General features: G+C 68.7%; 17 protein-coding genes. 11 read left to right on the top strand and 6 right to left on the bottom strand.

Annotation, left to right across the window (positions count from 1 at the left end; genetic code table 11):
• Nucleotides 1-214 precede the first annotated feature (214 nt).
• The 7 genes from GY24_RS13305 (at nucleotide 215) to GY24_RS13275 (ending at nucleotide 9274) form a co-directional block, all read left to right on the top strand.
• Nucleotides 215-1840, top strand: coding sequence for a peptide ABC transporter substrate-binding protein (locus tag GY24_RS13305; protein WP_083364549.1), 1626 nt, complete (start codon nucleotides 215-217; stop codon nucleotides 1838-1840).
• 126 nt (nucleotides 1841-1966) lie between these two features.
• On the top strand, nucleotides 1967-2896 hold the full coding sequence (locus GY24_RS13300) for an ABC transporter permease (protein ID WP_083365475.1): 930 nt from the start codon (nucleotides 1967-1969) through the stop codon (nucleotides 2894-2896).
• Entirely contained in the window at nucleotides 2886-3830 is a 945-nt protein-coding gene (locus GY24_RS13295; protein WP_083364548.1) for an ABC transporter permease, read from the top strand. Before GY24_RS13300 ends, GY24_RS13295 begins: the two co-directional genes overlap by 11 nt.
• The gene (locus GY24_RS13290) at nucleotides 3827-5575 is read left to right on the top strand and encodes a dipeptide ABC transporter ATP-binding protein (RefSeq protein ID WP_104476549.1); all 1749 of its coding nucleotides are present in this window, start codon (nucleotides 3827-3829) and stop codon (nucleotides 5573-5575) included. Before GY24_RS13295 ends, GY24_RS13290 begins: the two co-directional genes overlap by 4 nt.
• A gap of 244 nt (nucleotides 5576-5819) precedes the next feature.
• Nucleotides 5820-7730, top strand: coding sequence for a translational GTPase TypA (gene typA, locus GY24_RS13285; RefSeq protein WP_104476546.1), 1911 nt, complete (start codon nucleotides 5820-5822; stop codon nucleotides 7728-7730).
• Between the two features lie 218 nt (nucleotides 7731-7948).
• Nucleotides 7949-8716, top strand: a complete 768-nt coding sequence (locus GY24_RS13280; protein ID WP_104476544.1) for a M23 family metallopeptidase — start codon at nucleotides 7949-7951, stop codon at nucleotides 8714-8716.
• A 93-nt stretch (nucleotides 8717-8809) separates the two neighbouring features.
• Nucleotides 8810-9274 (top strand): hypothetical protein, encoded by a 465-nt coding sequence (locus tag GY24_RS13275; RefSeq protein ID WP_133161194.1) that lies wholly within the window; start codon nucleotides 8810-8812, stop codon nucleotides 9272-9274.
• An 86-nt stretch (nucleotides 9275-9360) separates the two neighbouring features.
• On the opposite strand, the gene efeB is transcribed toward GY24_RS13275, so the two are convergent.
• The 3 genes from efeB to efeU are packed head-to-tail and all read right to left on the bottom strand — an operon-like array spanning nucleotide 9361 to nucleotide 12805.
• A complete protein-coding gene (gene efeB / locus GY24_RS13270; RefSeq protein ID WP_104476542.1) occupies nucleotides 9361-10722 on the bottom strand; it encodes an iron uptake transporter deferrochelatase/peroxidase subunit in 1362 nt (453 codons plus the stop codon).
• A gap of 10 nt (nucleotides 10723-10732) precedes the next feature.
• Nucleotides 10733-11911, bottom strand: coding sequence for an iron uptake system protein EfeO (efeO, locus tag GY24_RS13265; RefSeq protein ID WP_104476540.1), 1179 nt, complete (start codon nucleotides 11909-11911; stop codon nucleotides 10733-10735).
• Between the two features lie 39 nt (nucleotides 11912-11950).
• On the bottom strand, nucleotides 11951-12805 hold the full coding sequence (gene efeU / locus GY24_RS13260; RefSeq protein WP_104476538.1) for an iron uptake transporter permease EfeU: 855 nt from the start codon (nucleotides 12803-12805) through the stop codon (nucleotides 11951-11953).
• 183 nt (nucleotides 12806-12988) lie between these two features.
• Here efeU and GY24_RS18105 point away from each other — a divergent pair, with 183 nt between their 5' ends.
• The 3 genes from GY24_RS18105 to dapC are packed head-to-tail and all read left to right on the top strand — an operon-like array spanning nucleotide 12989 to nucleotide 15396.
• Nucleotides 12989-13906, top strand: coding sequence for a hypothetical protein (locus GY24_RS18105; protein WP_233279364.1), 918 nt, complete (start codon nucleotides 12989-12991; stop codon nucleotides 13904-13906).
• A gap of 51 nt (nucleotides 13907-13957) precedes the next feature.
• Nucleotides 13958-14278, top strand: coding sequence for a ferredoxin (fdxA, locus tag GY24_RS13250; protein ID WP_083364541.1), 321 nt, complete (start codon nucleotides 13958-13960; stop codon nucleotides 14276-14278).
• 17 nt (nucleotides 14279-14295) lie between these two features.
• A complete protein-coding gene (gene dapC / locus GY24_RS13245) occupies nucleotides 14296-15396 on the top strand; it encodes a succinyldiaminopimelate transaminase (RefSeq protein WP_324778432.1) in 1101 nt (366 codons plus the stop codon).
• A 27-nt stretch (nucleotides 15397-15423) separates the two neighbouring features.
• On the opposite strand, the gene GY24_RS13240 is transcribed toward dapC, so the two are convergent.
• Nucleotides 15424-16503, bottom strand: a complete 1080-nt coding sequence (locus GY24_RS13240; protein WP_133161193.1) for a hypothetical protein — start codon at nucleotides 16501-16503, stop codon at nucleotides 15424-15426.
• A 382-nt stretch (nucleotides 16504-16885) separates the two neighbouring features.
• On the opposite strand from GY24_RS13240, the gene GY24_RS13235 reads away from it, so the two are divergent.
• Nucleotides 16886-18145: a citrate synthase gene (locus GY24_RS13235; RefSeq protein WP_231919444.1), complete on the top strand. Its 1260-nt coding sequence runs from the start codon at nucleotides 16886-16888 to the stop codon at nucleotides 18143-18145.
• A gap of 534 nt (nucleotides 18146-18679) precedes the next feature.
• On the opposite strand, the gene GY24_RS13230 is transcribed toward GY24_RS13235, so the two are convergent.
• Together GY24_RS13230 and GY24_RS13225 are read right to left on the bottom strand one after the other, a co-directional pair.
• The gene (locus GY24_RS13230) at nucleotides 18680-21286 is read right to left on the bottom strand and encodes a penicillin acylase family protein (RefSeq protein ID WP_233279363.1); all 2607 of its coding nucleotides are present in this window, start codon (nucleotides 21284-21286) and stop codon (nucleotides 18680-18682) included.
• 156 nt (nucleotides 21287-21442) lie between these two features.
• The gene (locus tag GY24_RS13225) at nucleotides 21443-22384 is read right to left on the bottom strand and encodes an InlB B-repeat-containing protein (RefSeq protein ID WP_267892617.1); all 942 of its coding nucleotides are present in this window, start codon (nucleotides 22382-22384) and stop codon (nucleotides 21443-21445) included.
• Nucleotides 22385-22716 lie beyond the last annotated feature (332 nt).

Below are 22716 nucleotides of genomic sequence, written 5' to 3'. Positions count from 1 at the left end.
CACGGACCGCCTTCGCAAGATCCTGCGATGAGCGACCAGAATCTGGTGATTTTTGTAAGAACCTGCAAGAAAAATGCGCTTGACATTGCTGGTCTGTAACGGTTTCCCCTCGGATTTGCAGATGCCCGCCGCGCTGCATACTCTCGTGGGTACTTGGCGCGGCGGTGCGACAAAGATCCGTGCTGCCGTTGCCCACTTTGCACAGGAGGAAAACTTGAAGATCAAGAAGCTAGGCCTCGTCGCCGTCGCTCTTGCTGCCGCCAGCGCGCTCGCGCTCAGCGGTTGCGCGACCGACACCGGCAGCGGCGAAGGCAGCACGAGCGGCGCAGGCAGCTCGACGGCCATCGTCACCACCAACGGTTCCGAGCCGCAGAACCCGCTGCTCCCCGCCAACACCACCGAGACCGGTGGCGGCAAGATCACCACGTCGATCTTCGCTGGTCTGGTGTCCTACACGGCTACCGGCAGCATCGAGAACGAGGTCGCAAAGTCGATCGAGTCCGACGACGCCACCAACTGGACCGTCACGCTCAACGACGGCTGGAAGTTCACCAACGGCGAAGCCGTTGACGCTGCCTCCTTCGTCGACGCATGGAAGTACGCCGCACTGTTCAGCAACGCGCAGAGCGCCTCCTACTTCTTCGACAACATCGTCGGCTTCTCCTACGAGGAGGACACCGAGCTCACCGGTCTGCAGATCGTTGACGACAAGACCTTCACGGTCGAGCTGTCCGCTCCCGAGGCCGACTGGCCGCTGCGTCTGGGCTACACGGCATACATGCCGCTGCCCAAGGCCGGCCTCGCCGACATGGAGGCCTTCGGCCAGAACCCCATCGGAAACGGCCCGTACATGCTGGCCTCCGACACCGCATGGGTGCACGAAGAGAAGATCGACCTGATCACCAACCCTGACTACAAGGGTGTCCGCACCCCCGTCAACGGTGGCCTGACGATCATCTTCTACCCGACGCTTGAGGCTGCATACGCCGACGCTCAGGGTGGAAACCTCGACGTTCTCGACGGTGTGCCCGACTCGGCATTCCAGACCTTCGAGTCTGACTTCCCGGAGCGCTCGGCCAACCAGGCTGCCGCGATCTTCCAGGCGTTCAACATCCCCGAGTACATCGCGCACTTCAGCGGTGAAGAGGGCCAGCTGCGCCGTCACGCCATCTCGATGTCGATCAACCGCGACGAGATCACCGACGTCATCTTCCAGGGCACCCGTACCCCGGCGACCGACTACACCTCGCCGGTCATCAACGGCTGGACCGACAAGCTCGAGGGCGCTGACGTCCTCGCGTACAACCCGGAAGAGGCCAAGAAGGTCTGGGCTCAGGCTGACGCGATCGCTCCGTTCACGGGCGAGTTCACCATTGCCTACAACTCCGACGGTGGCCACCAGGCTTGGGTCGAGGCTGTCACCAACAGCATCGCGAACACGCTCGGCATCACCGCCGCTGGCAAGCCCTACCCGACGTTCGCCGCAATGCTGGACGACCGCAAGAACCAGACGCTGACCGGCGGCGTTCGCGCCGGCTGGCAGGGCGACTACCCCTCGATGTACAACTTCCTCGCCCCGCTCTACCAGACCGGTGCAGGCAGCAACTACGAGGGCTACACCAACCCCGACTTCGACGCCCTCCTCAAGGACGGCTCGAACGCCACCAGCATCGAAGATGCAACCGCGAAGTACCAGGCAGCACAGGAGGTCCTGCTGAAGGACCTCGCCACCGTTCCGCTCTGGTACTCCAACGTCGTGGGCGTCTGGTCTGACCAGGTCGACAACGTGGTGTTCGGTTGGGACTCCGTCCCGCTGTACAGCCAGATCACGAAGGAATAGCACTCCGCTACTAACTTCAGTTCATAGCTCGCCCTGCTGCCCGAGTCACAAACCCGGGCAGCAGGGCGACTAGGCTTCTACAGTGATTGTGACCCCCATGCTTCTCTCTGTGAACGGAGGATGCTGATGCTGTGGTACACCGGCAGACGTATTCTCCAGATGATTCCCGTCTTCTTTGGCGCGACATTCTTGATCTACTTCATGGTCTTCTCTCTCCCCGGAGACCCGATCCTCGCGCTCTACGGCGATCGACCCCCCGCCCCTGGCGTTATTGAGCAGGTCCGGGCCCAGTACAACCTCGACAAGCCGTTCATCGTGCAGTACCTCCTCTACATCGGCGGGCTGTTCCAGGGTGACTTCGGCACGACCTACTCTGGTCGCCCGGTCAGCGATGTCATGGCCCAGGCCTTCCCGATCACACTGCGCCTCGCCACCCTCGCCCTGTTCTTTGAAGCCGTCTTCGGCATCATCGTCGGTCTGGTCGCGGGTCTGCGCAAGGGCAAGCTGTTCGACGCGAGCGCACTCGTGGTCAGCCTCCTGCTGATCTCGGTTCCGACCTTCGTCATCGGCTTCGTGCTGCAGTACGTCTTCGGCATTCAGCTGGGATGGGCGCGCACGACCGTCAGCAGTGCGGCTCCGTATAGCGAGTTGGTCCTCCCGGCCATCGTGCTGGCATCCGTGTCATTCGCGTACATTGTGCGCCTGACCCGGGCCAGCGTCGCCGACAACCTGAACGCGGACTTCGTTCGCACGGCAACAGCAAAGGGGCTGTCTCGCCGTCGCGTCGTCTCTGTCCACGTTCTGCGCAACTCACTTGTTCCCGTTGTCACCTTCCTCGGTGTCGACCTCGGAGCGCTCATGGTGGGCGCGATCGTGACCGAAGGTATCTTCAACATCAACGGCGTCGGCGGTACCGTCTACCGCGCCGTGATCCTGGGCGAGGGACCGACCGTCGTCTCGTTCGTAGCGATCATGGTGATCATCTTCGTCGTCGCGAACCTGCTCGTCGATCTGCTCTACGCCTTGCTTGACCCGAGGATCCGCTATGCAAAATAGAAAATTCCAGGAGCACTTCGTTGCTCCGATCGAAGAGACACCTGTTGTCGCCGTCGACAAGCTCGACGAGTCGCAGAAGGCTCGCAGCACCTGGGATGACGCATGGGACTCCATGCGCCGTCGGCCGTCGTTCTGGATCTCCTCCGCGTTGATCGTCCTGATCGTCACGGTGGCGGCCTTCCCCGGGCTCTTCACCTCGGTGTCGCCCAACCTCGGCTGTGAGCTGGCGAACAGCAATGGGGCCCCGACCGCGGGGCACCCGCTCGGGTTCACCCGCCAGGGCTGTGACGTCTACGCGCGCATCATCTTCGGCACGCAGGCATCTGTCACCGTCGGCCTGATCGCGACCTTGCTGGTCACGATCAGCGGCATCATCGTCGGATCGCTCGCCGGCTACTACGGTGGATTCCTCGACGCGTTCGTCTCGCGCGTCGGCGACATCTTCTTCGCGATCCCCACCGTTCTCGGTGCGATCGTTCTGATGTCGGTCATCCCGGAGCGCACGCCGCTCACGGTGGCATTCGTGCTGGCCGTGTTCGCCTGGCCGCAGATCGCCCGCATCATGCGCGGCGCCGTGCTGTCAGCGAGCAACTCCGACTACGTCACCGCCTCCACGGCGCTCGGCGTGTCGAAGTTCAAGATCCTGCTCCGTCACGTGGTGCCGAACTCGATCGCCCCGGTGATCGTGGTCGCGACGATCTCGCTCGGCACGTTCATCGTTGCAGAGGCCACGCTCTCCTTCCTCGGTATCGGCCTCCCGCCGACCGTGATGTCGTGGGGCAATGACATCGCACAGGCGCAGACGTCGATCCGCACGAACCCTCAGGTTCTGCTGCTCCCGTCTGCTGCACTCTCCATCACCGTGCTGTCGTTCCTGATGCTCGGCGACGTTGTGCGTGACGCACTAGACCCGGCAGCGAGGGCACGGCGATGACACAGATCCTGAACGAGAACCAGAGCGAGACCATCGATACCTCGGAAACGCCCCTGCTGCAGATTCGCAACCTCGAGGTGGGCTTCCGCACCCAGCGCGGCCTCGTGCCCGCCGTCCGCGGCGTCGACCTCACCCTCTACGCCGGCCAGAGCCTGGCCATCGTGGGGGAGTCGGGGTCGGGCAAGACCACGACCGCCCAGGCGATCATCGACCTCCTCCCCGGCACCGGATCGGTGACCGGCGGCGAGATCCTGTTCGAGGGCCGCGACCTGACCAAGCTCCCCGCCAAGGAGATCCAGGACGTGCGCGGCCGCCTGATCGGCTACGTGCCGCAGGACCCGATGTCGAACCTCAACCCGGTCTGGAACATCGGCTTCCAGGTCGAGGAGGCCATCAAGGCCAACGGCATCGCGCAGGGCAAGGAGGCGCGCCTGCGCGCCATCCAGGTTCTGCAGGAGGCCGGCCTGAGCGACGCATCCGAGCGCCTCAAGCAGTATCCGCACCAGTTCTCTGGCGGCATGCGCCAGCGCGTGCTCATCGGCATCGGCCTCTCGGCCCGCCCGAAGCTCCTGATCGCCGACGAGCCGACCTCGGCCCTCGACGTGACGGTGCAGCGCCAGATCCTGGACCACCTCGGCACGCTCACGCGTGACTACGGCACCTCGGTGCTCTTCATCACGCACGACCTCGGCCTTGCGGCGGAGCGCGCGGAGCAGCTCGTGGTGATGTACCGCGGCAAGATCGTCGAGTCCGGCTCCTCGCAGGAGATCCTCGCGAACCCGCAGCACCCGTACACGCAGCGCCTGGTCTCGGCGGCGCCGAGCCTCGCCTCGCGGCGTATCCAGTCGGCCAAGCACGCGGACGCCGCGGCGCCCGCGATCTTCTCCGGCGACTCGCTCGACGCGACGCTGATCGCCCGCGCTGCAGAGCGCGAGCAGGCCGCACCGGACAAGCCGCTGATCTCGGTGCAGAACGTCTCCAAGACGTACCGCATTCGTCAGCAGGGCTTCAAGTACAACGAGCTCAAGGCCGTCAACGGCGTGAGCTTCGGTGTGCAGCGCGGAACGACCACGGCCATCGTGGGCGAGTCCGGCTCCGGCAAGTCGACCGTGGCGAAGCTGATCCTGCAGCTGGAGAGCATCACCAGCGGCAAGATCGAGTTCGACGGCCAGGACGTCGCTGCGCTGAAGGGGGCGGATCTGCTCAAGTTCCGCCGCCGCGTGCAGCCGGTGTTCCAGGACCCGTACGGCTCGCTCGACCCGCAGTACAGCGTCGGCAACACGATCGCCGAGCCGCTGCTCGCGCACAAGGTCGGCACCGCCAAGGAACGCCAGGCCCGCGTGCTCGAGCTGCTCGACCAGGTGTCGTTGCCGGCCTCCACGCGCTACCGCTACCCGAGCGAGCTCTCGGGTGGCCAGCGTCAGCGCATCGCCGTGGCCCGGGCGCTCGCGCTCAAGCCCGACGTGCTCGTGCTCGACGAGGCGGTCTCCGCCCTCGACGTGCTCGTGCAGGGTCAGATCCTGAACCTGCTCACCGAGCTGCAGACCGAGCTGGGGCTCACCTACCTCTTCATCACGCACGACCTCGCGGTCGTGCGCCTGATCGCCGACAACGTCTGCGTCATGAAGAAGGGCGAGATCATCGAGGCGGCGACGACCGATGAGGTCTTCGACAACCCCCGCGAGACCTACACGCAGGACCTGCTGGCCGCCATTCCCGGCGGAAACTTCGTCTTTGGACGCTAGCGTTCCGGGGGAGTAACCCGCAGTTCACAGATCGGCCCAGTCCCCGGCATCCGGGGGCTGGGCCGATTTTCTTGCAATTCAGGGTAAACTAGTCGCATAGGGTATCAGCGAACCTCGATTTCGCAACCGCAAGACCGGCCCTATCGCGCGCTTCATCAGTGCTCTTCTCAGCCTGATCCCGTCGAGCAGAGTGCTCGCCGCGAGGCGCAACTCAACGCACAAAGCAGACCAAGGACAAACTTTTATGGCACTCGCCACGCGCGATAACCTCCGAAATGTGGCGATTGTCGCCCACGTTGACCACGGCAAGACGACTCTGGTTGACGCCATGCTGCGCCAGACCGACTCCTTCGCCGAGCACGCTCACCTCGAAGAGCGCGCCATGGACTCCAACGAGCTGGAGCGCGAAAAGGGCATCACGATCCTCGCCAAGAACACGGCGGTTTCGTACAAGGGCAAGCACGCCACCGACGGCCCGATCGTCATCAACGTCATCGACACCCCCGGCCACGCCGACTTCGGTGGCGAGGTCGAGCGCGGTCTCTCCATGGTGGACGGCGTCGTTCTGCTCGTCGACTCCAGCGAGGGCCCGCTCCCGCAGACCCGCTTCGTGCTGCGCAAGGCGCTCGAGGCCAAGCTCCCCGTCATCCTGTTGGTCAACAAGACCGACCGCCCCGACGCCCGTATCGATGAGGTCGTCGCCGAGAGCCAGGACCTGCTCCTCGGCCTCGCCAGCGACATGGCCGACGAGGTCCCCGACCTCGACCTGGACTCCATCCTCGACGTGCCCGTTGTGTACGCATCGGGCCGTAACGGCGCCGCCAGCCTGAACAAGCCGGCCAACGGCTCGCTGCCCGACAACGACGACCTCGAGCCGCTGTTCGAGGCCATCCTCAAGCACGTGCCCGCCCCCGTCTACGACGACGAGCACCCGCTGCAGGCCTGGGTCACCAACCTCGACTCCTCGCCGTTCCTCGGTCGCCTGGCGCTGCTGCGCATCTTCCAGGGCACGATCAAGAAGGGCCAGACCGTGGCCTGGGTCAAGCACGACGGAACCGTTGCGAACGTGCGCGTGACCGAGCTCTTCATCACGAAGGCGCTGGACCGCTTCCCCGCCGAGAGCGCTGGCCCCGGTGACATCGTCGCCGTCGCCGGCTTCGAGGACATCTTCATCGGCGAGACCCTCGCCGACGTCAACGACGTGCGCCCGCTGCCGACCATCACGGTCGACGACCCCGCCATCTCGATGACCATCGGCACCAACACCTCGCCGATCGTCGGCAAGGTCAAGGGCCACAAGCTCACCGCCCGCATGGTCAAGGATCGCCTGGACCGTGAGCTCGTCGGCAACGTCTCGCTCAAGCTGGTCGACATCGGCCGCCCGGACGCCTGGGAAGTTCAGGGTCGTGGCGAGCTCGCCCTGTCGATCCTGGTCGAGCAGATGCGTCGTGAGGGCTTCGAGCTCACCGTCGGCAAGCCGCAGGTGGTGCTGAAGAAGATTGACGGCAAGACGCACGAGCCCTACGAGCACCTCACGATCGACGCTCCCGAGGAGTTCCTCGGCGCCATCACGCAGCTGCTCGCCGCCCGCAAGGGCCTGATGGACGGCATGTCCAACCACGGCACCGGCTGGGTCCGCATGGAGTTCGTCGTCCCGTCGCGCGGCCTCATCGGCTTCCGCACCGAGTTCATGACCATCACCCGCGGTGCGGGCATCGCCAACGCCGTCTCGCACGGCTACGCCCCGTGGGCCGGCGAGATCACCACCCGCACGAACGGCTCCATCGTGGCCGACCGCGCCGGTGTTGCAACGCCGTTCGCCATGGTTGCCCTGCAGGAGCGCATGTCGTTCTTCGTCGAGCCCACGCAGGAGGTCTACGAGGGCATGGTCGTCGGAGAGAACTCGCGCGCCGATGACATGGACGTGAACATCACCAAGGAGAAGCAGCTGACCAACATGCGTCAGTCCACCTCCGACTCCTTCGAGCGCATGACCCCGTCGCGCAAGCTCACCCTTGAGGAGTCGCTCGAGTTCGCCCGCGAGGACGAGTGCGTCGAGGTCACGCCCGAGTTCGTGCGCATCCGCAAGGTGGAGCTCGACTCGACCGCGCGTGCCCGCACCTACTCGCGCATGAAGAAGCAGAACCAGGGCTAAACACCCGGATCCGAAACGGCCGCCACGTATTGCGTGGCGGCCGTTTCTGCGTCTGCGGGGGCCGGCGGCATCCGCAAAGCTGAGGAGTTCTCAGGGGAAACAGATCGGTACCGCCGGGCCCGCTCAGGGCGGGTTTCTACACTCGTCAGATTGCTTGCGCGCCCCGCGGCTGCGGCGCTCCCTCTGACCCGAAAGCATGCGCCGCACCCTCCTCAGTTATGAGCATCTTCCTTCCCTTCAGAACGTCCGCGTCCTCGCCCGCCGATGGCACCTCGCCCGACACCCGCCAGGCCTCCCGCACCGTCCGCGTCCTGCTGACCGGCGTGGCCATGGCCACCTCGCTGGGCTTCGCCGCCTTGCCGACGACTCCGGCCGCCGCGCTCGTCGTGGCCGGCGAGACGGCGGATGCCGCGGCTGCGTCCCACACCGCGCCGGACTCCCAGACCGTCGAGCTCGCCGGCCTGCAGCAGCCCGTCGCGGAGCACGCCGAGTACCTCGCTGAGGCCTACGTCGCCCCCGCGCCGGCTCCCGAGCCCGCCGCGCCGGCCGCGGCCGCTGCCACAGGAGCGGTCGTCTGGCCCGTGCCCGCCGGCACGCGCGTCTCCGACAGCTTCGGGCCGCGCTCGGCGCCGTGTGACGGCTGCTCGACATTCCACGACGGGCTCGACCTCAACCCCGGCGCCGGGACGCCCATCGTCGCGATGGCCGACGGCGTCGTGACCGTGGCCGCCAACGACAGCGGCGGGCTCGGCACACACGTCGACATCCAGTACGTCGTCGACGGCCAGTCCGTCTCAAGCTCGTACGGCCACATGGAGTACGGTTCGATGACCGTCTCCGTCGGCGAGACGGTCAGCGCCGGCCAGCTCATCGGCGTCGTCGGCACCACCGGTCAGTCGACCGGGCCGCACCTGCACCTGGAGATGTACTACACGGATGGCGTGCGATTCGACCCGGCCGGGTGGCTGAACACCTACGCCGGATAGCCGGATCCTCCCAGCTGCGCCCTCCTGGCCAGCCGTAAACTGAATGGGCGAGCGCGAAGCGGTCGCCAGAGAAGTCCTGAACGGAGCAACTCCATGAATACCCTACGCAGGCGAGTCGTCGCCCCCCTGGCCCTCGCGGCCGTGCTGCTCGGCGCCCCGCTGCTGGCTGGCTGCAGCAGCGTCGGCGACGCCGTCGGCGGAGCCGTCACCGGCGCCGTCGAGGATGCCACCGGAGGAGCCGTGTCGGTCGGTCAGATGCCGGCCGGCTGGCCGAGCGAGGTCCCCGTGATCGAGGGGGACATTGTCGGCGGCGGCAAGAACCCCGACGGCTCGGCCGGCTGGGTCGTCGTCATCAAGTCCACGGCGGCCGACCCGGTCGCAGACGCACAGGCGCAGCTCGAGGCCGCCGGCTTCACCCCGCCGGAGAACTTCACCCCCGAGAAGCTGCCCGAAGTGGACGGCATCACCGGGGCGAGCTACTTTGGCTCGAACGGGAAGTACGTCGTCATGGTCGTCGGCAGCGAGCAGGGCGTGCTCTACACGGTGGTGCCCACCTAGGAGCCCAGCCCGCCAACGGCCCGGCCACAGAGGCCCGGCGCCGTTGGCCTGGCGCGCGAACGGGCCTGCTCGGCGCGCGAACGGGCCTAGGCGAACAGCGCCTCGCCGACGTAACCGCCCTGGCGCACCCCGGCCGGCACCGCGAACAGCGCGGATCCCACGTGCCGGATGTACTCGTTCAATGCGTCATTCTTGGCCAGCTGCGACTGCACCGTCACGAACTGTTCGGGCGAGCGCTGGTAGCTGAGGAAGAACAGGCCGGCGTTCAGCCGCCCCAGCTCGTCGTTGCCGTCGACGAAGTTGTAGCCCCGGCGCAGCAGGGCCGCGCCCCCGTTGTGGCTCGGGTGGGAGAGCCGCACGTGCGCCGTGTCGGCGATGAGCGGTTTCTCGCCCCGGCCGGTGATCTCGAAGTCCGGCTCCGTGAACTCGGTGCCGCCGGAGAGCGGCGCCCCCTCGCCCTTCGTCCGCCCGAACACGGCCTCCTGCTCGCGCAGGATCGTCCGGTCCCAGGTCTCGATCGTCATCCGGATGCGGCGGGCCACCAGGTAGCTGCCGCCGGCGAGCCAGGCCGGCCCGTCGCCGCCCTGCACCCACACTTGCTCGTTGACCGTGGCGGTCTCCTCCGCCTTCACATTCGCGGTGCCGTCCTTGAAGCCGAACAGGTTGCGCGGGGTCGCCTGGGCGGTGCTGGTGGACGAGGTGCGCCCGAAGCCGAGTTGGGACCAGCGCAACGTCGCCCGGCCGAAGGCGATGCGGGTGAGGTTGCGGATGGCGTGCACGGCCACCTGAGGGTCGTCGGCGCACGCCTGGATGCAGAGCTCGCCGTCGGAGGACGCCGGGTCGAGCATGTCGCCGGGGAAGTGCGGCAGCCGGCTGAGCAGCGCGGGCTGGCGGCCTGCGATGCCGAAGCGGTCGGCGCCCTGGGCGTCGCGGAACAGCGCCGGGCCGAAACCGAAGGTGATGGTCAGGCCGCTCTCGGGGAGCCCCTGCGCCTCCCCGGTGTCCTCCGGCGGGGCGTCGTAGTTGCCGCTGACGGCGCCGAAGTCGCCGATGTCGCGGCCGGCCGTCATGGCGGCCGCGGCGACCGTCCAGTCCTGCAGCAACTCGATCAACTCGGCCCGGCCGGCGTCGCCGGCCATGTCGAAGGCCGCGAAGTGCAGCCGGTCCTGGGCCGGCGTGACGATGCCGGCCTGGTGGCTGCCGTAGAACGGGTAGTTGGCGGCGTTCGGGGCGCCGGCTCCTGCCCCGGATGCCGCGAGCACGGCGCGGTCGGCGCCGATGCCCAGCCCGATGCCCGCGACGGTGGCTCCGGCGAGGCCGAGCAGGCCGCGGCGAGAGAGCCCGCGCGGGGCGGCAGCGGCGTCATCCGTCGCCTGCTCCGCGCCCGCGGGGCGATCGGCGGCCCCCTCGGCAGAATCGCCGGGGGAGCGGCCGTCAGAGGTGTTCATACGTTCCAGATTAGTTGAGCACGAGGGTGGCGGTGAGCTGGTTCAGCGGCTCGCCGAGCGCGTTCACCTGGTCGGAGAAGGCGCGGATCTCGGCCGGGCTGAGCTCGGTGTACAGGCGGAAGCCATCGCCGTCGCGCTGGGCGTCGAGCAGCGTCTGCAGCGCGGCGAACTCGGTGTCGAGCGTCGCGGCGAGATCGGCGTCCTTGGCCAGCAGGATGTCGCGCACGCCGCCGTAGAGCACGGTGGCGCCGTCGACGTTGGCCTGGAAGTCCCAGAGGTCGGTGTGCGACCAGAACTCCTCTTCGCCGGTGACCTTGCCGCTGGCCACCTCGTCCATCAGGCCGATCGCGCCGTTAGTCTGCATGTCGAGCGTGAACTCGAGGACCTGCACCTTCTCGTTCAGGGTCGCGGTGTCGGCGACGAGCTTCGCGGCGAGGGCCTGGCGCTGCTCCGGGGTGTACGCGGCGAAGCCGGGTTCGGCGTCGGCGGGCCAGAGGTCCTTCTCGATGGCGTGCCAGCCGGTCCACTCCTGCCCCTCCTCGAGGTCGGCCTCGCGGAGGTCGAGCATCGGGTCGAGGTCGCCGAACGACTCCGCGACGGTCTCGACGCGCTCCCAGTGCACACGGGTTGGCGCGTAGAGGGCGCGAGCCTCCTCGTCGTCGCCGGCGACGTAGGCGGCGGCGAAGGCGTCGGTGCCGGCGACGAGCTGGGCGATCTGGTCCTTCACGTACGCGGCGTAGTTGGTGTTCGCGGTGGCGACCTGCGCGGTGAGGTCGGCGTCGGCCTCGAAGTCGTGGCCGGAGTCGGTCACGGTGAACGCGGCCTTGCCGATTCCCGCGCCGATCATGCCCGGCTTGCAGACCGTGTAGTAGTCGCCGGGGCGGGCCTGGACGACCAGGTCGCGGCTGATGCCGGGGCCGATGTTCTCGACCTCGCCAACGATGCGCAGGCCGTCGCCGGCGAGGAGGTAGAACTCGGTGACCTGGTCGCCGGAGTTCTTCACGGTGAAGCGCACGTTGCCGCTCGGGGCGGTCTCCGTGTCAATCGCGCAGGCGTCGGAGCTGCTGTCCACGGTGATCGCGGTGTGCTCGGCGTCCGCCGTCGGGTTGTTGGCGACGCAGCCGGAGAGCAGCAGCAGGGCGGCGCCGGTCGCGGCGACGGAGAGGGTGGGGCGAAGCAGGCGTGACACAGTGGTCTCCTCGGTGGGGGTCTGGCGGTGCGGAGGTTGTCAGGCGGTGACAGGCGCGGATGCAGCCGGTGCCGGTGCGGGGCTGGGGCGCCGGCCCTTGCGGCTCTTCACGATGAAGATGGTGAGCGTCGGCACGACATAGGCGAGCCAGACGATGGCCTCCAGCCAGGTGGTGGCGGGGGAGAAGTTGAGGGTGCCCTTGAGCAGGGTGCCGTACCAGCTGTCCGGCGGGATGGCAGCGCTGACGTCGAAGGCCAGGTTGTGCAGGCCGGGCAGAATGCCGGCCTCCTGCAGGTCGTGCACCCCGTAGGCGAGCACGCCGCCGGCGACGATGATGAGGGCGGCTCCGGTCCAGGTGAAGAACTTCGACAGGTTGATGCGCAGCATGCCCGAGTAGAGCAGCCAGCCGAGCCCGACGGCGGTGAGGATCCCGAGGCCGGCGCCGAGGATCGGCATCGTCGTCTCGCCGGTTGCCTGAACGGCGGCCCAGATGAACAGCGCGGTCTCGATGCCCTCGCGGCCGACGGCGAGGAACGCGACGATGACGAGGCCCCAGCCGGTGCCGTCGAGGTGCTTGTCGATGTTGCCGTGCAGCACGCCCTTCAGATCGCGCGCGGTGCGCAGCATCCAGAACACCATCCAGGTGACGAACGCGGTGGCGATGATCGAGAGGATGCCGCCGATGGCCTCCTGCGCCTCGAAGCTCAGGCCGTAGGTGCCGAAGGTGAGGATGGCGCCGATGCCGAGCGCGAGCAGCACGGCCAGCCCGATGCCGAGCCAGATGCGGCCGAGCAGGTCGCGCCGATCGATCTTCACAATGTAGGCAATCAGGATCGTGACGATCAGTGCGGCTTCGAGGCCCTCGCGGAGGCCGATCAGGTAGTTGGCGAACATGCGTCTTCCGTGTGCGGAGAAGTCTGGGGGTTTGGTAAGGCTACCCTTAGGGCAAATGCCTTCGGTGGTCGAGAGTAGACCTGTGAAACGTGAATGTCCAGTCGCTCGCTGGTTAGGATGAGCCCCTGGGGTAGTTCTCGAGCGAAATGGGTGCACGTGGTTCTGAATGGACGAGACGAGCGCGTGCTCCTCGTGTTTCCCCACGGCCGCGACGCTCTGGCTCAGGCCGGCGGCACGATCGCCCGGCTGATCGAAGCCGGCTCCGTTGCCGCGGTTCTCACCGCTGAGGCGGCCGCCGACGCGGACGCCGGCCTCTGGGCGATGGGCGCTCGCGGGCAGGCCGTCGCCGGGACGGACGCCCGCGCAGCCGTCGCCTCCGCGATTGATCGGCAGCAGAGCACGGCCATCGTGGTGCCCGCGCTGGGGTCGGACCTGACCGAGAGCGCGGCCTCCGTGCTGGTCGCCGCGGCGGTGGCCGAGGCATCCGCCCGTCATCTGCCCGTCTACCTGGCCGTGAGCGGCCGGATGCCGGCCGGCCAGCGCCTGGTGGCCGTCGACGTCGCCGACCAGCTCGGCGCCAAGAGCGACGCCCTGGCCGCGCTGCCCGGCGTCAGCGTGATCGACCGCACCGTCGCCTTCGACGGCCAGGAGCCGCACCTGCTCGGCAGCACCGAGCAGTTCGTGATGATCGGCGGCGGCCGGCCGGAGGTCATCGAGGCACCGAGCACGGGCAGCCGCGTCGGCGCCGCCGTGCTCGGCTTCGTGGTCGGGGCGATCTTCGCGGCCATGGGTACCGTCGCCCACCAGATCACGACGGAGATCGCGGGGGTGCCCGTGCCCTGGGGCCTGCTGCTCGCCCTGCTCGGCTACACCGCACTGCTGATCGGGCTGCGACTGGTTCTGCACGACCGGGTCACGGTGCTGTTCACGGCGATCGGCGCGCTGCTGACGATCTTCGTGCTGTCCCTGCGCAGCACGGGCGGCTCGGTGCTGATCCCGGAGGGCACACTCGGCTTGGTCTGGACGATGGCGCCCGCGATCATCGCCGCGATCGTCATTGCGTGGCCCCGATTGCCCGACCGCCCCGCCGCGCGCGCGTAGACTTGGTGGGTACCGCCTCCACGGCGGGCTCGCGAAGGGAATCTGAACACCGTGACCTATGTCATCGCTCTTCCGTGCGTCGACGTCAAAGACCGCGCTTGCATTGACGAGTGCCCGGTCGATTGCATCTACGAGGGTGAGCGTTCGCTCTACATTCACCCCGACGAGTGCGTCGACTGCGGTGCCTGCGAGCCGGTGTGCCCCGTCGAGGCCATCTACTACGAAGACGACCTCCCCGAGCAGTGGGCCGACTACTACAAGGCCAACGTCGAGTTCTTCGACGACATCGGCTCCCCGGGAGGCGCGGCCAAGGTCGGCGTCATCGCCAAGGACCACCCGGTGATCGCGGTGCTGCCACCGCAGGTTCACTGAGCCCCGGCGCCCGCCCCGTGCTGAAAGAGCTGCCAGAGTACCCCTGGGACCAGATGGTGCCGTTCGCCGAGCGTGCGCGCCGGCACTCAGACGGCATCGTCGACCTCTCGATCGGCTCGCCGGTCGACCCGACGCCCGCCATCATCCGCGACGCGCTGGCCCAGGCGACGGATGCCCACGCCTACCCGCAGACGGCGGGAACGCCCGCCCTGCAGCGCGCGATCATCGACTGGTTCGAGCGCCGCCGCGGCGTGCCGGGCCTGGCCGAGCGCAACGTGCTGCCGACGATCGGCTCCAAGGAGCTCGTCGCCCTGCTGCCGTTCATGCTCGGCATCGGCGAGGGCGACACGATCGTGCACCCCCGCGCCGCCTACCCGACCTACGCCATCGGTGCGGCCATCGCCGGCGCCGAGGCCCTGGCCTCCGACGAGCCCGCTGAGTGGCCGGAGGGCACCAAGCTCATCTGGCTGAACAGCCCGGGCAACCCGGACGGCCGCGTGCTCGGCATCGAGCAGCTGCGCGCCGCCCGCGAGCGCGCCCGCGAACTCGGCGCCGTCATCGTCAGCGACGAGTGCTACGCCGAACTCGGCTGGGACGCGCCGTGGGACGGCGAGCCGATCCCCAGCATCCTCGACCCGCGCGTCGTCGGCGATGACCGCAAGAACGTGCTCGCCGTCTACTCGCTGAGCAAGCAGTCGAACATGGCCGGCTACCGCGCCGCCTTCGCCGCCGGCTGCGGCGGCGTCATCCAGCGCCTGCTCACCGTGCGCAAGCACGCCGGGCTCATGCTGCCTGCGCCGTTGCAGGAGGCGATGGTCGTCGCCCTCGGCGACGATGCGCACGTGGACTCCCAGCGCGAGCTGTACCGGGCCCGCCGCGAGGTGTTGCTGCCCGCGCTGCTGGCCGCCGGTTTCACGATGGACAACAGCGAGGCCGGCCTCTACCTCTGGGCGACGGAGGGTGTGAGCGCCTGGGAGTCCATCGACAAGCTGGCCGGTCTCGGCATTCTGGCCGGCCCCGGCACGTTCTACGGCGACTTCTACCCGAACCACGTGCGGTTCTCGCTCACCGCGAGCGACGAGCGCATCGCGGCGGCCGCGGCCAGGCTGCGCGGCTGACGCGCAACCGGCCACGCCGGGCGGCGGTCAGCGCACGGCCGTGAGCTGCACGCGCGGCAGCGCTCCGTTGTCCTGCCCGCCGCCCACCACCGCCACGAGCACGCCCGGGGCGACCCAGGCTGCGGTGCGGGCGTTCCGCAGCGCCGGACTGACCGCGAGAGGGGCGTTGCCCTGCCAGACGGCGAGGCCCGTGCCCGACGCCCGGACAGGTGTTCCCTGCACGAGTTCGCGGAACTCGGCCGAGCCGCCGTCGACGTGCGCGGCCGGCGTGACCAAGTGGCTGGCGGGTTGGCCGGATTCGTCCAGGTGGTACACGATCCGCCCGTCGGCCGAGGCGTCGACGGGGCGCACCCGCACGTTGCCGACGTTGCCGGGTTCGAGCGCCGCCCAGAGGGGTGACGCCTCGTCGAGGGCGCCGGCGACGACGCGGGCCGTGCCGTCCTCCAGGATCTGGAACACGCCGTGCTCGGTGCCGAGCACGATCCCACGCGGATCTCCCGCCGAGACGTCGACGGATGCCGCCGCCAGCGCGCTCCCGCGCAGCTGCTCGCCATCGCCGGGCTGCTCGACGGCCTCCTGCCCCTCGGCACGCACCGGAACGCCGGCCACCGTCTCCAGCTCGCCGCCCGGCAGCATCCGACGCACAACGTATTCGTCGTTCGCCGCCCGTCCCACGTTCACGCGCTCCACGAAGACGAGTGCGCCGGCCGCGTCGACATCGATGCTGGTGATCGGGCCGAGGGGCGAGGCGGCATCAATTGGGCCGTCGGCGGTGAAGGGGAGTGGGGCATCGGGGCTGGTCTGGGTGCGCTGACCGACGAGGAACGGCTCGGACCGCCGGGTCTCGGTGTCGAAGAGCTCGATCGCCGTGCTCAGCGCGCTCTGGCCGAGCGGGAGGAGCACCAACAGCCGGGTGGGGGAGAGCGCGGCGACATCGAGCTCCTGCCTGCTCTGCCACCGCTCGACATTGAAGCGCGTGACCGTGCCCGTCGCGGTGGAGCGGAGCCAAGATCCCGCCGAGACGTACCAGACCCCACCCACGGTGTCGTCGGTGATGACACCGCCTCCGTAGCTGATGTCGGGCGGCCCCATTCCGTCGTTTTTCACGGGGGTCGGGCTGATCAGCCAAGCTCCCTCCGGCGGTGCGCTGCCGCATCCTGACACCCCGCCGAGAAGCAGCACCGCCGCCACAGAACACGCGAGCCCCCGCCTCGAAATCATGGGCCGAGCATAGCTTGTGGGCCCGCGTGCCCATTTTCAGCCGGTTCTCAGGAGCTTTCCTCCAACGGAATCGCCCGTTCTTCAACGGATGCAACAGTAGGCCGTGGGGCGGATTAGGCTGTAACTCGGACTGCCCGCCTATCGCGTGCCCGTCCATCAACTTTCTTCTACTTCCACCATCCAGGATCCAGGAGGCCCCGTGGGCGACGTCGATCAGACACAGGCCGGTTCAGCATCAGCCACTCCGGCACAGCCGGCCGTAGCAACGCTGAGCTACCCGGGCGGAACCGCAGAGTTCCCCATCATCTCCAGCGTTGACGGGCCAGACAGCCTGGACATGTCCACGCTGACCAAGCAGACCGGTCTCACCGGCCTGGACTACGGCTTCGTGAACACGGCCTCGACCAAGTCGGCGATCACGTTCATCGACGGCGAGGAGGGCATCCTCCGCTACCGTGGCTACCCGATCGAGCAGATCGCGAAGAATGCGAGCTTCCTCGAGACGGCCTGGCTGCTGATCTACGGCGAGCTGCCCACCCCGACCGAGCTGGCCGAGTTCGACGAGAAGATTCGCCGGCACACGCTGCTGCACGAGGACCTGAAGAAGTTCTTCGGCGCGCTGCCGCACAACGCCCACCCCATGTCGGTGCTGGCATCCGGTGTCTCGGCCCTGTCGACCTACTACCAGGACTCGATCGACCCGAAGAACCCCGAGCACGTCGAGCTGGCCACCATCCGCCTGCTCGCCAAGCTGCCCGTCATGGCTGCCTACGCGCACAAGAAGAGCATCGGCCAGGCCTTCCTGTACCCGGACAACTCGCTGAGCTTCGTCGACAACTTCCTCAAGCTCAACTTCGGCAACCTGGCCGAGCCCTACGAGGTCAACCCGGTGCTGTCGAAGGCGCTCGAGCGCCTGCTGATCCTGCACGAGGACCACGAGCAGAACGCGTCCACCTCGACGGTGCGCCTGGTCGGCTCGACCGAGGCCAACCTGTTCGCCTCCGTCTCGGCCGGCATCAACGCCCTGTTCGGCCCGCTGCACGGCGGCGCCAACGAGGCCGTGCTGACGATGCTCGCCGAGATCCGCGACTCCGGCGAGGGCGTCGCCCGCTACGTAGAGCGCGTCAAGAACAAGGAAGCCGGCGTCAAGCTGATGGGCTTCGGACACCGCGTCTACAAGAACTACGACCCCCGCGCCAAGCTGGTCAAGGAGAGCGCCCACGAGGTGCTCGAAGCGCTCGGCGTCAAGGACGAGCTGCTCGACATCGCCATGGAGCTCGAGAAGATCGCGCTCGAGGACGAGTACTTCAAGTCCCGCCGCCTGTACCCGAACGTCGACTTCTACACCGGCGTCATCTACAAGGCGATGGGCTTCCCGACGCACATGTTCACGGTGCTGTTCGCGATCGGGCGCCTGCCCGGCTGGATCGCGCACTGGCGTGAGATGAACGCGGACCCGCAGACGAAGATCGGCCGCCCGCAGCAGCTCTACACGGGATCGCCCGCGCGCGACTTCCCGGAGCGCTGAGACCCCGTCTCCCTCTGAACACGACCCCGTCGGCCTCGGCCGGCGGGGTCGTTTCGCCCGTTACCCCCCCCCCCCCCCCCCCCCCCCCGGGGCGGTCCCCACGTTGGCTTGAGGGAGCGCCAGCGACCGAAGCCACCACCGCGCGAGGCTCTGCCCACCCCGTTGGTCGAGTAGCGAGGAACGAGCGTATCGAGACCTCGTGCGTGGCACGGTTTCTCGTCGGAAACCGGGTCTCGATACGGCCCTGGCGGGCCTACTCGACCTGCGGGAGCGGGCGCCCCGCGCGGGCGGGACCCCCGTTGGCCGAGACCCCGTTGGCTCGAGGGAGCGCCAGCGACCGAAGCCACCGGCGCGAGCCGCCGCCGATCCCGTTGGTCGAGTAGCGAGGAACGAGCGTATCGAGACCTCGTGCGTGGCACGGTTTCGGTCCGGAGACCGGGTCTCGATACGGCCCTGGCGGGCCTACTCGACCGGCGGGAGCGGGCGCGGGCGCCGCGAGCTCGACCAGCAGGAGCGGGGGCCGCGAGACCGCCCCTACTGCGCGGGCTCGAGCTTCAGCACGTCGTGGGTGGAGTCGCGCACGGCATCCGGGGTGAACGCCCACGGCCGCGTCTTGTGCTTCTGCCAGAGCGGCGCCTGGTCGTCGTAGTGCGGGTTGAACGCGTGCCCGGACGCACCGGTCAGGTTCACCCACGTGGAGTCGTCGAAGTCGGCGAGGCTGACCACCATGCGCATCGACGGCACCCAGTCGACCGTGTAACCCGTCGTCGCGTCCCAGCCGACCGCGTTGACGACCGATGAGCCGCCGGCGACCGGGAACGGGCCGCGGTTGAACAGCCACTCGATCGCCGCGATGCCCGACTCGCCGAAGCTCGCGTTGGTGAGTGTCAGCGTGTGCAGATCGCCCCACTCCCACCTGCGCGGGTCGTTGCCGAGCTCCTGGACGCCCTCCGCCCACGCCTCCTCCGCCGCATACGTGAGCATAGCGTCGCGCCCGGAGATGCCGAGTCGCTCGTTCGTCCACCACGGCGAGTCCGGCTGCTCGAGCAGGCCACCGACGACGCCGAACCAGCGGTCGCCGCCGGCCGGCCAGGTGCCCTCTGGAAGCTTGTCGTGGAACATCGCCGCCAGCAGCTGCCGCCAGATCATGTTGAAGTAGGCGGATGCCGCCGAGTCGACGTCATCCGAGTAGTCCCAGTTCGCGAGCAGCCGCTGCGCCTCGGCCGCCTCGGGGCGCAGCGGGAGCGCCGCGAGCACCGGCGCGAGTGCCGCCGCGTTCGCATTGAAGTTGTCGGCCTGGATGGAGGCCATGCTGGTCGGCGTGAACTTCGTGCCGGCGGCGAGCTCAGCAGCGAGCCGCCCGCTGATCTGCTGGGCGCGGTAGCCGAGATCCCAGTCCTGGGTGATCATCTGTGGGAAGTCGGGACCGACGGCCGAGTTGTTGGCGGTGACGATCAGGCCGCTCGGCGGGTTGTAGACGCTCGGCAGCTGCTCGAACGGGATCTCGCCCACCCAGCCGTTCGCGCTCGTCCAGCCGGGCAGCGGCAGCGTGCCGTCGCCCGCGCTCCGGATCGGGATCCGGCCCGGAGCCTGGTAGCCGATGTTGCCGGTGACGTCGGCGTAGATGAGGTTCTGCGACGGCACCTCGAACAGGCGGGCACCGGCCCGGAACTCGTCCCAGTTGCGGGCCTTGTTGATCGCGAAGACCGCGGAGGGTGTCTGGCCGGGCACGAGCGCCGTCCACTGCAGTGACAGGGCGTACTCGCCGGCCGGCTGCCTGCTCGCGCCCGGGTAGTCTTCGGCGATGCTGGTGAACTGCGGGGTGATGTCGCTGACGAGGGGCCCGCGCGCGGTGGAGCGGATCTCCAGCTTCACCGGCTCGCCGCCGGCGACCTTGATCGTCTCGGTGTGCACGGTGAGCGGCTGCACGGCGCCATCCAGCTCGTAGCCGTCGGGGCCGACGCGCTCCAGGAACAGGTCGGCGACATCCGGGCCCAGGTTGGTCAGCCCCCAGGCGATGGTGTCGTTGTGGCCGATGATGATGCCGGGCAGGCCGGAGAAGCTGTATCCGGCCACGTCGAACGGGCAGGCATCCGAGATCTCGCTGCAGCGCAGGCCCATCTGGTACCAGACCGACGGCATCACGGCGCCGAGGTGCGGGTCGTTCGCGAGCAGGGGCGCTCCGGATGCCGTCAGCGCCCCGGACGCCACCCACGAGTTCGATCCGATCTCGTTGCCTGCCGGGCCGAGCAGCTCCGGCAGTGCGGCGAGGTTCTCCTTGAGCGCGGCGAGCGAGGCGAGCGCGTCCGGCTGGGCGAGCGCGCCAGAGGCATCCGGAGTTTCAGAGGCATCCGGAGTTTCAGAGGCGTCCGGAGCGGCAGCGGCATTCGGAGCCTCAGCAGGGTCCGACCCCTCAACCGGCAGCGGCGAGACATCGACGGATGCCGGGGCAGCCGCGGGGGCGACGGCGCCGCCCACAATCGTCGGGTGGCTGGCGAAGGGGTAGCCGGGGTGCAGCAGCGCCACGTCTGCGGGCGGCAGCGCCGCTGCCAGCAGCGCCCGGTCGATCTCGTCCTCCAGGTTGCTGCGCAGGTCCCACGCCATCGCCTTCAGCCAGGCCACGGAGTCCGCCGGCGTCCAGCGCTCCGGCTGGTACTCCGAGTTCTGCAGGCCGAGCACCGCGTACTCGAGGGAGAGGTCGGCGCCGGAACGGCTGCCGAGGTAGGCGTTCACCCCGTCGGCATACGCCTGGTAGTAGCCGAGCGTCTCCGGGTCGAGCATGGCCACCTCGGCCTCGGCGATGGTACGCCAGCCGAGGGTGCGGATGAAGGAGTCGGTGCCGACCTGGGAGGCGCCGAACATCTCGGACAGGCGTCCGCTGGTCACGTGCCGCCGGAAGTCCATCTCCCAGAAGCGGTCCTGCGAGTGCACGAAGCCCTGCGCGTAGAACAGGTCGTGCGCGTTGTCGGCGGTGATCTGCGGGATGCCGGCGGCATCCCTCGCCACGGCAACCGGCTGGGTCAGCCCGGGCACGGTCAGCGTGCCGCTCGTCGTGGGGAAGGAGCGCTGCACCGTCCAGACGCCGATGCCGGCCGTGACGATGAGCAGCACGAGCAGTGTGGCCAGCACGGCGACGAGCACCCGGACCCCCCGGTGCCGTCGTGATCGTGGTGCGTCCGTTCCCACAACAACTCCCTCGTCGCGATTCCCCGTCACTGCGACCCTATACGCACGGGCGGCCCGCATTGTTGAGGGACGCGGACCGGACCCGTGCGTTCGGGTTCCCCCGGCGCGGCGCTAGCCGCGACGGCTCCGGCGGGCTGCCACAGCGCCAACCCCTGCCAGCAGCAGGGCGAGTGCGCCGAGTGCCGGTAGGACGCCGTTCACGCCGGTCGCGGGCAGAGCCGACGTCTCTGGCGCGGCAGGGGTCTCCGGGCGCGGCGGGACAGGCGGCGCCGGGGTGGGTGGCAGCGGAGTCGGGGCCGGTGGCGTCGGCGTGGGCGTCGGTGCGGGGGCAGGCTCAACCGTCTTCCAGCGCGCGTACAGGGTCACGTCGCGGCTGAGCCCGGTGGCGAAGTTCCAGGCAGTGCCTGCGCTGCCCTGCGTGAACCAGCCCGCGAAGCTGTGGCCGTCGCGGGTGGGAGCGTTCGGCGCGGCGATCGGGCGGCCGAATTCGGCGACGGCGGAGGCCACCGGGCTCCCGCCCCGGGGGTCGAAACTCACCGTGTAGCTGTTGGTGCTCCAGCCGGCGTAGAGCGCGATGTCTCCGGTCAGGGGCGTGTCGAAATCCCACGGTGTCGGCAGTGTGCCCGCTCCGATCCGAACGCTCGCAGGGGCGCCGGTCGGGAGCGTGCCCACCAAGGTCGTGCTGAACCAGCCGGTGAAGGTGTGGCCGGCTTTGACGGGGTCCGCGGGCCGGGGGAGCAGGCTGCCGTAGGGCAGCGTGAGCGTCTCCGGTGCGTCGCCGTTGGCCCAGCTGATGGTGATGGTGATCGGCGTGAGGGTCCAGCCGGCGTAGAGGGTGAGGTCGCCGGCGATCAGCGCGGTGTCGAAGTCCCAGAGCAGCGTGGTCGCGGCGTCGGTGAACCAGCCGGTGAAGGTGTGCCCGGTGCGCGTGGGCGCGGTGGGCGCGGTGATGGTGCTGTCGAAGTCGGCGCTCACGGATGCCACCGCGCTGCCGCTCCGGGAGTCAAAGGCGACCGTGTGCCTTTCGGCCTTCCACCCCGCATAGAGGGTCAGCTCGCCGCGGATGCGGGCGGTGTGGAAGTCCCACGCGGAGGTGGCGGTGTCGTTGGTTCCCCGTAACCGTAGGTCGGGCCCGTTAACGGTAGGTAAGGACCGGACCGGGACCCGTTACCCGGACCCGACCGGGAACGGGTCGTTACGGGGGCCGAAGTCCCGGGGTTGGACCGGAACGGTTCCGGTCCCGGGGTTGGACGTTCGGCCCCGGGTTCGGGACCCCCGGGACGTTCCCGTCCCGGGACGTTCGGTAGGTACTACGGTCGTAGTCGCGTTGACGGTCCAGCCGGCGTAGAGGGTGAGGTCGCCGGCGATCAGCGCGGTGTCGAAGT

Source organism: Microterricola pindariensis (assembly GCF_002936985.1).
Lineage (GTDB): Bacteria > Actinomycetota > Actinomycetes > Actinomycetales > Microbacteriaceae > Microterricola > Microterricola pindariensis.
The sequence above is the reverse complement of the archived record's forward strand: the minus strand, read 5'-3'. Positions and strand labels throughout refer to the sequence as shown.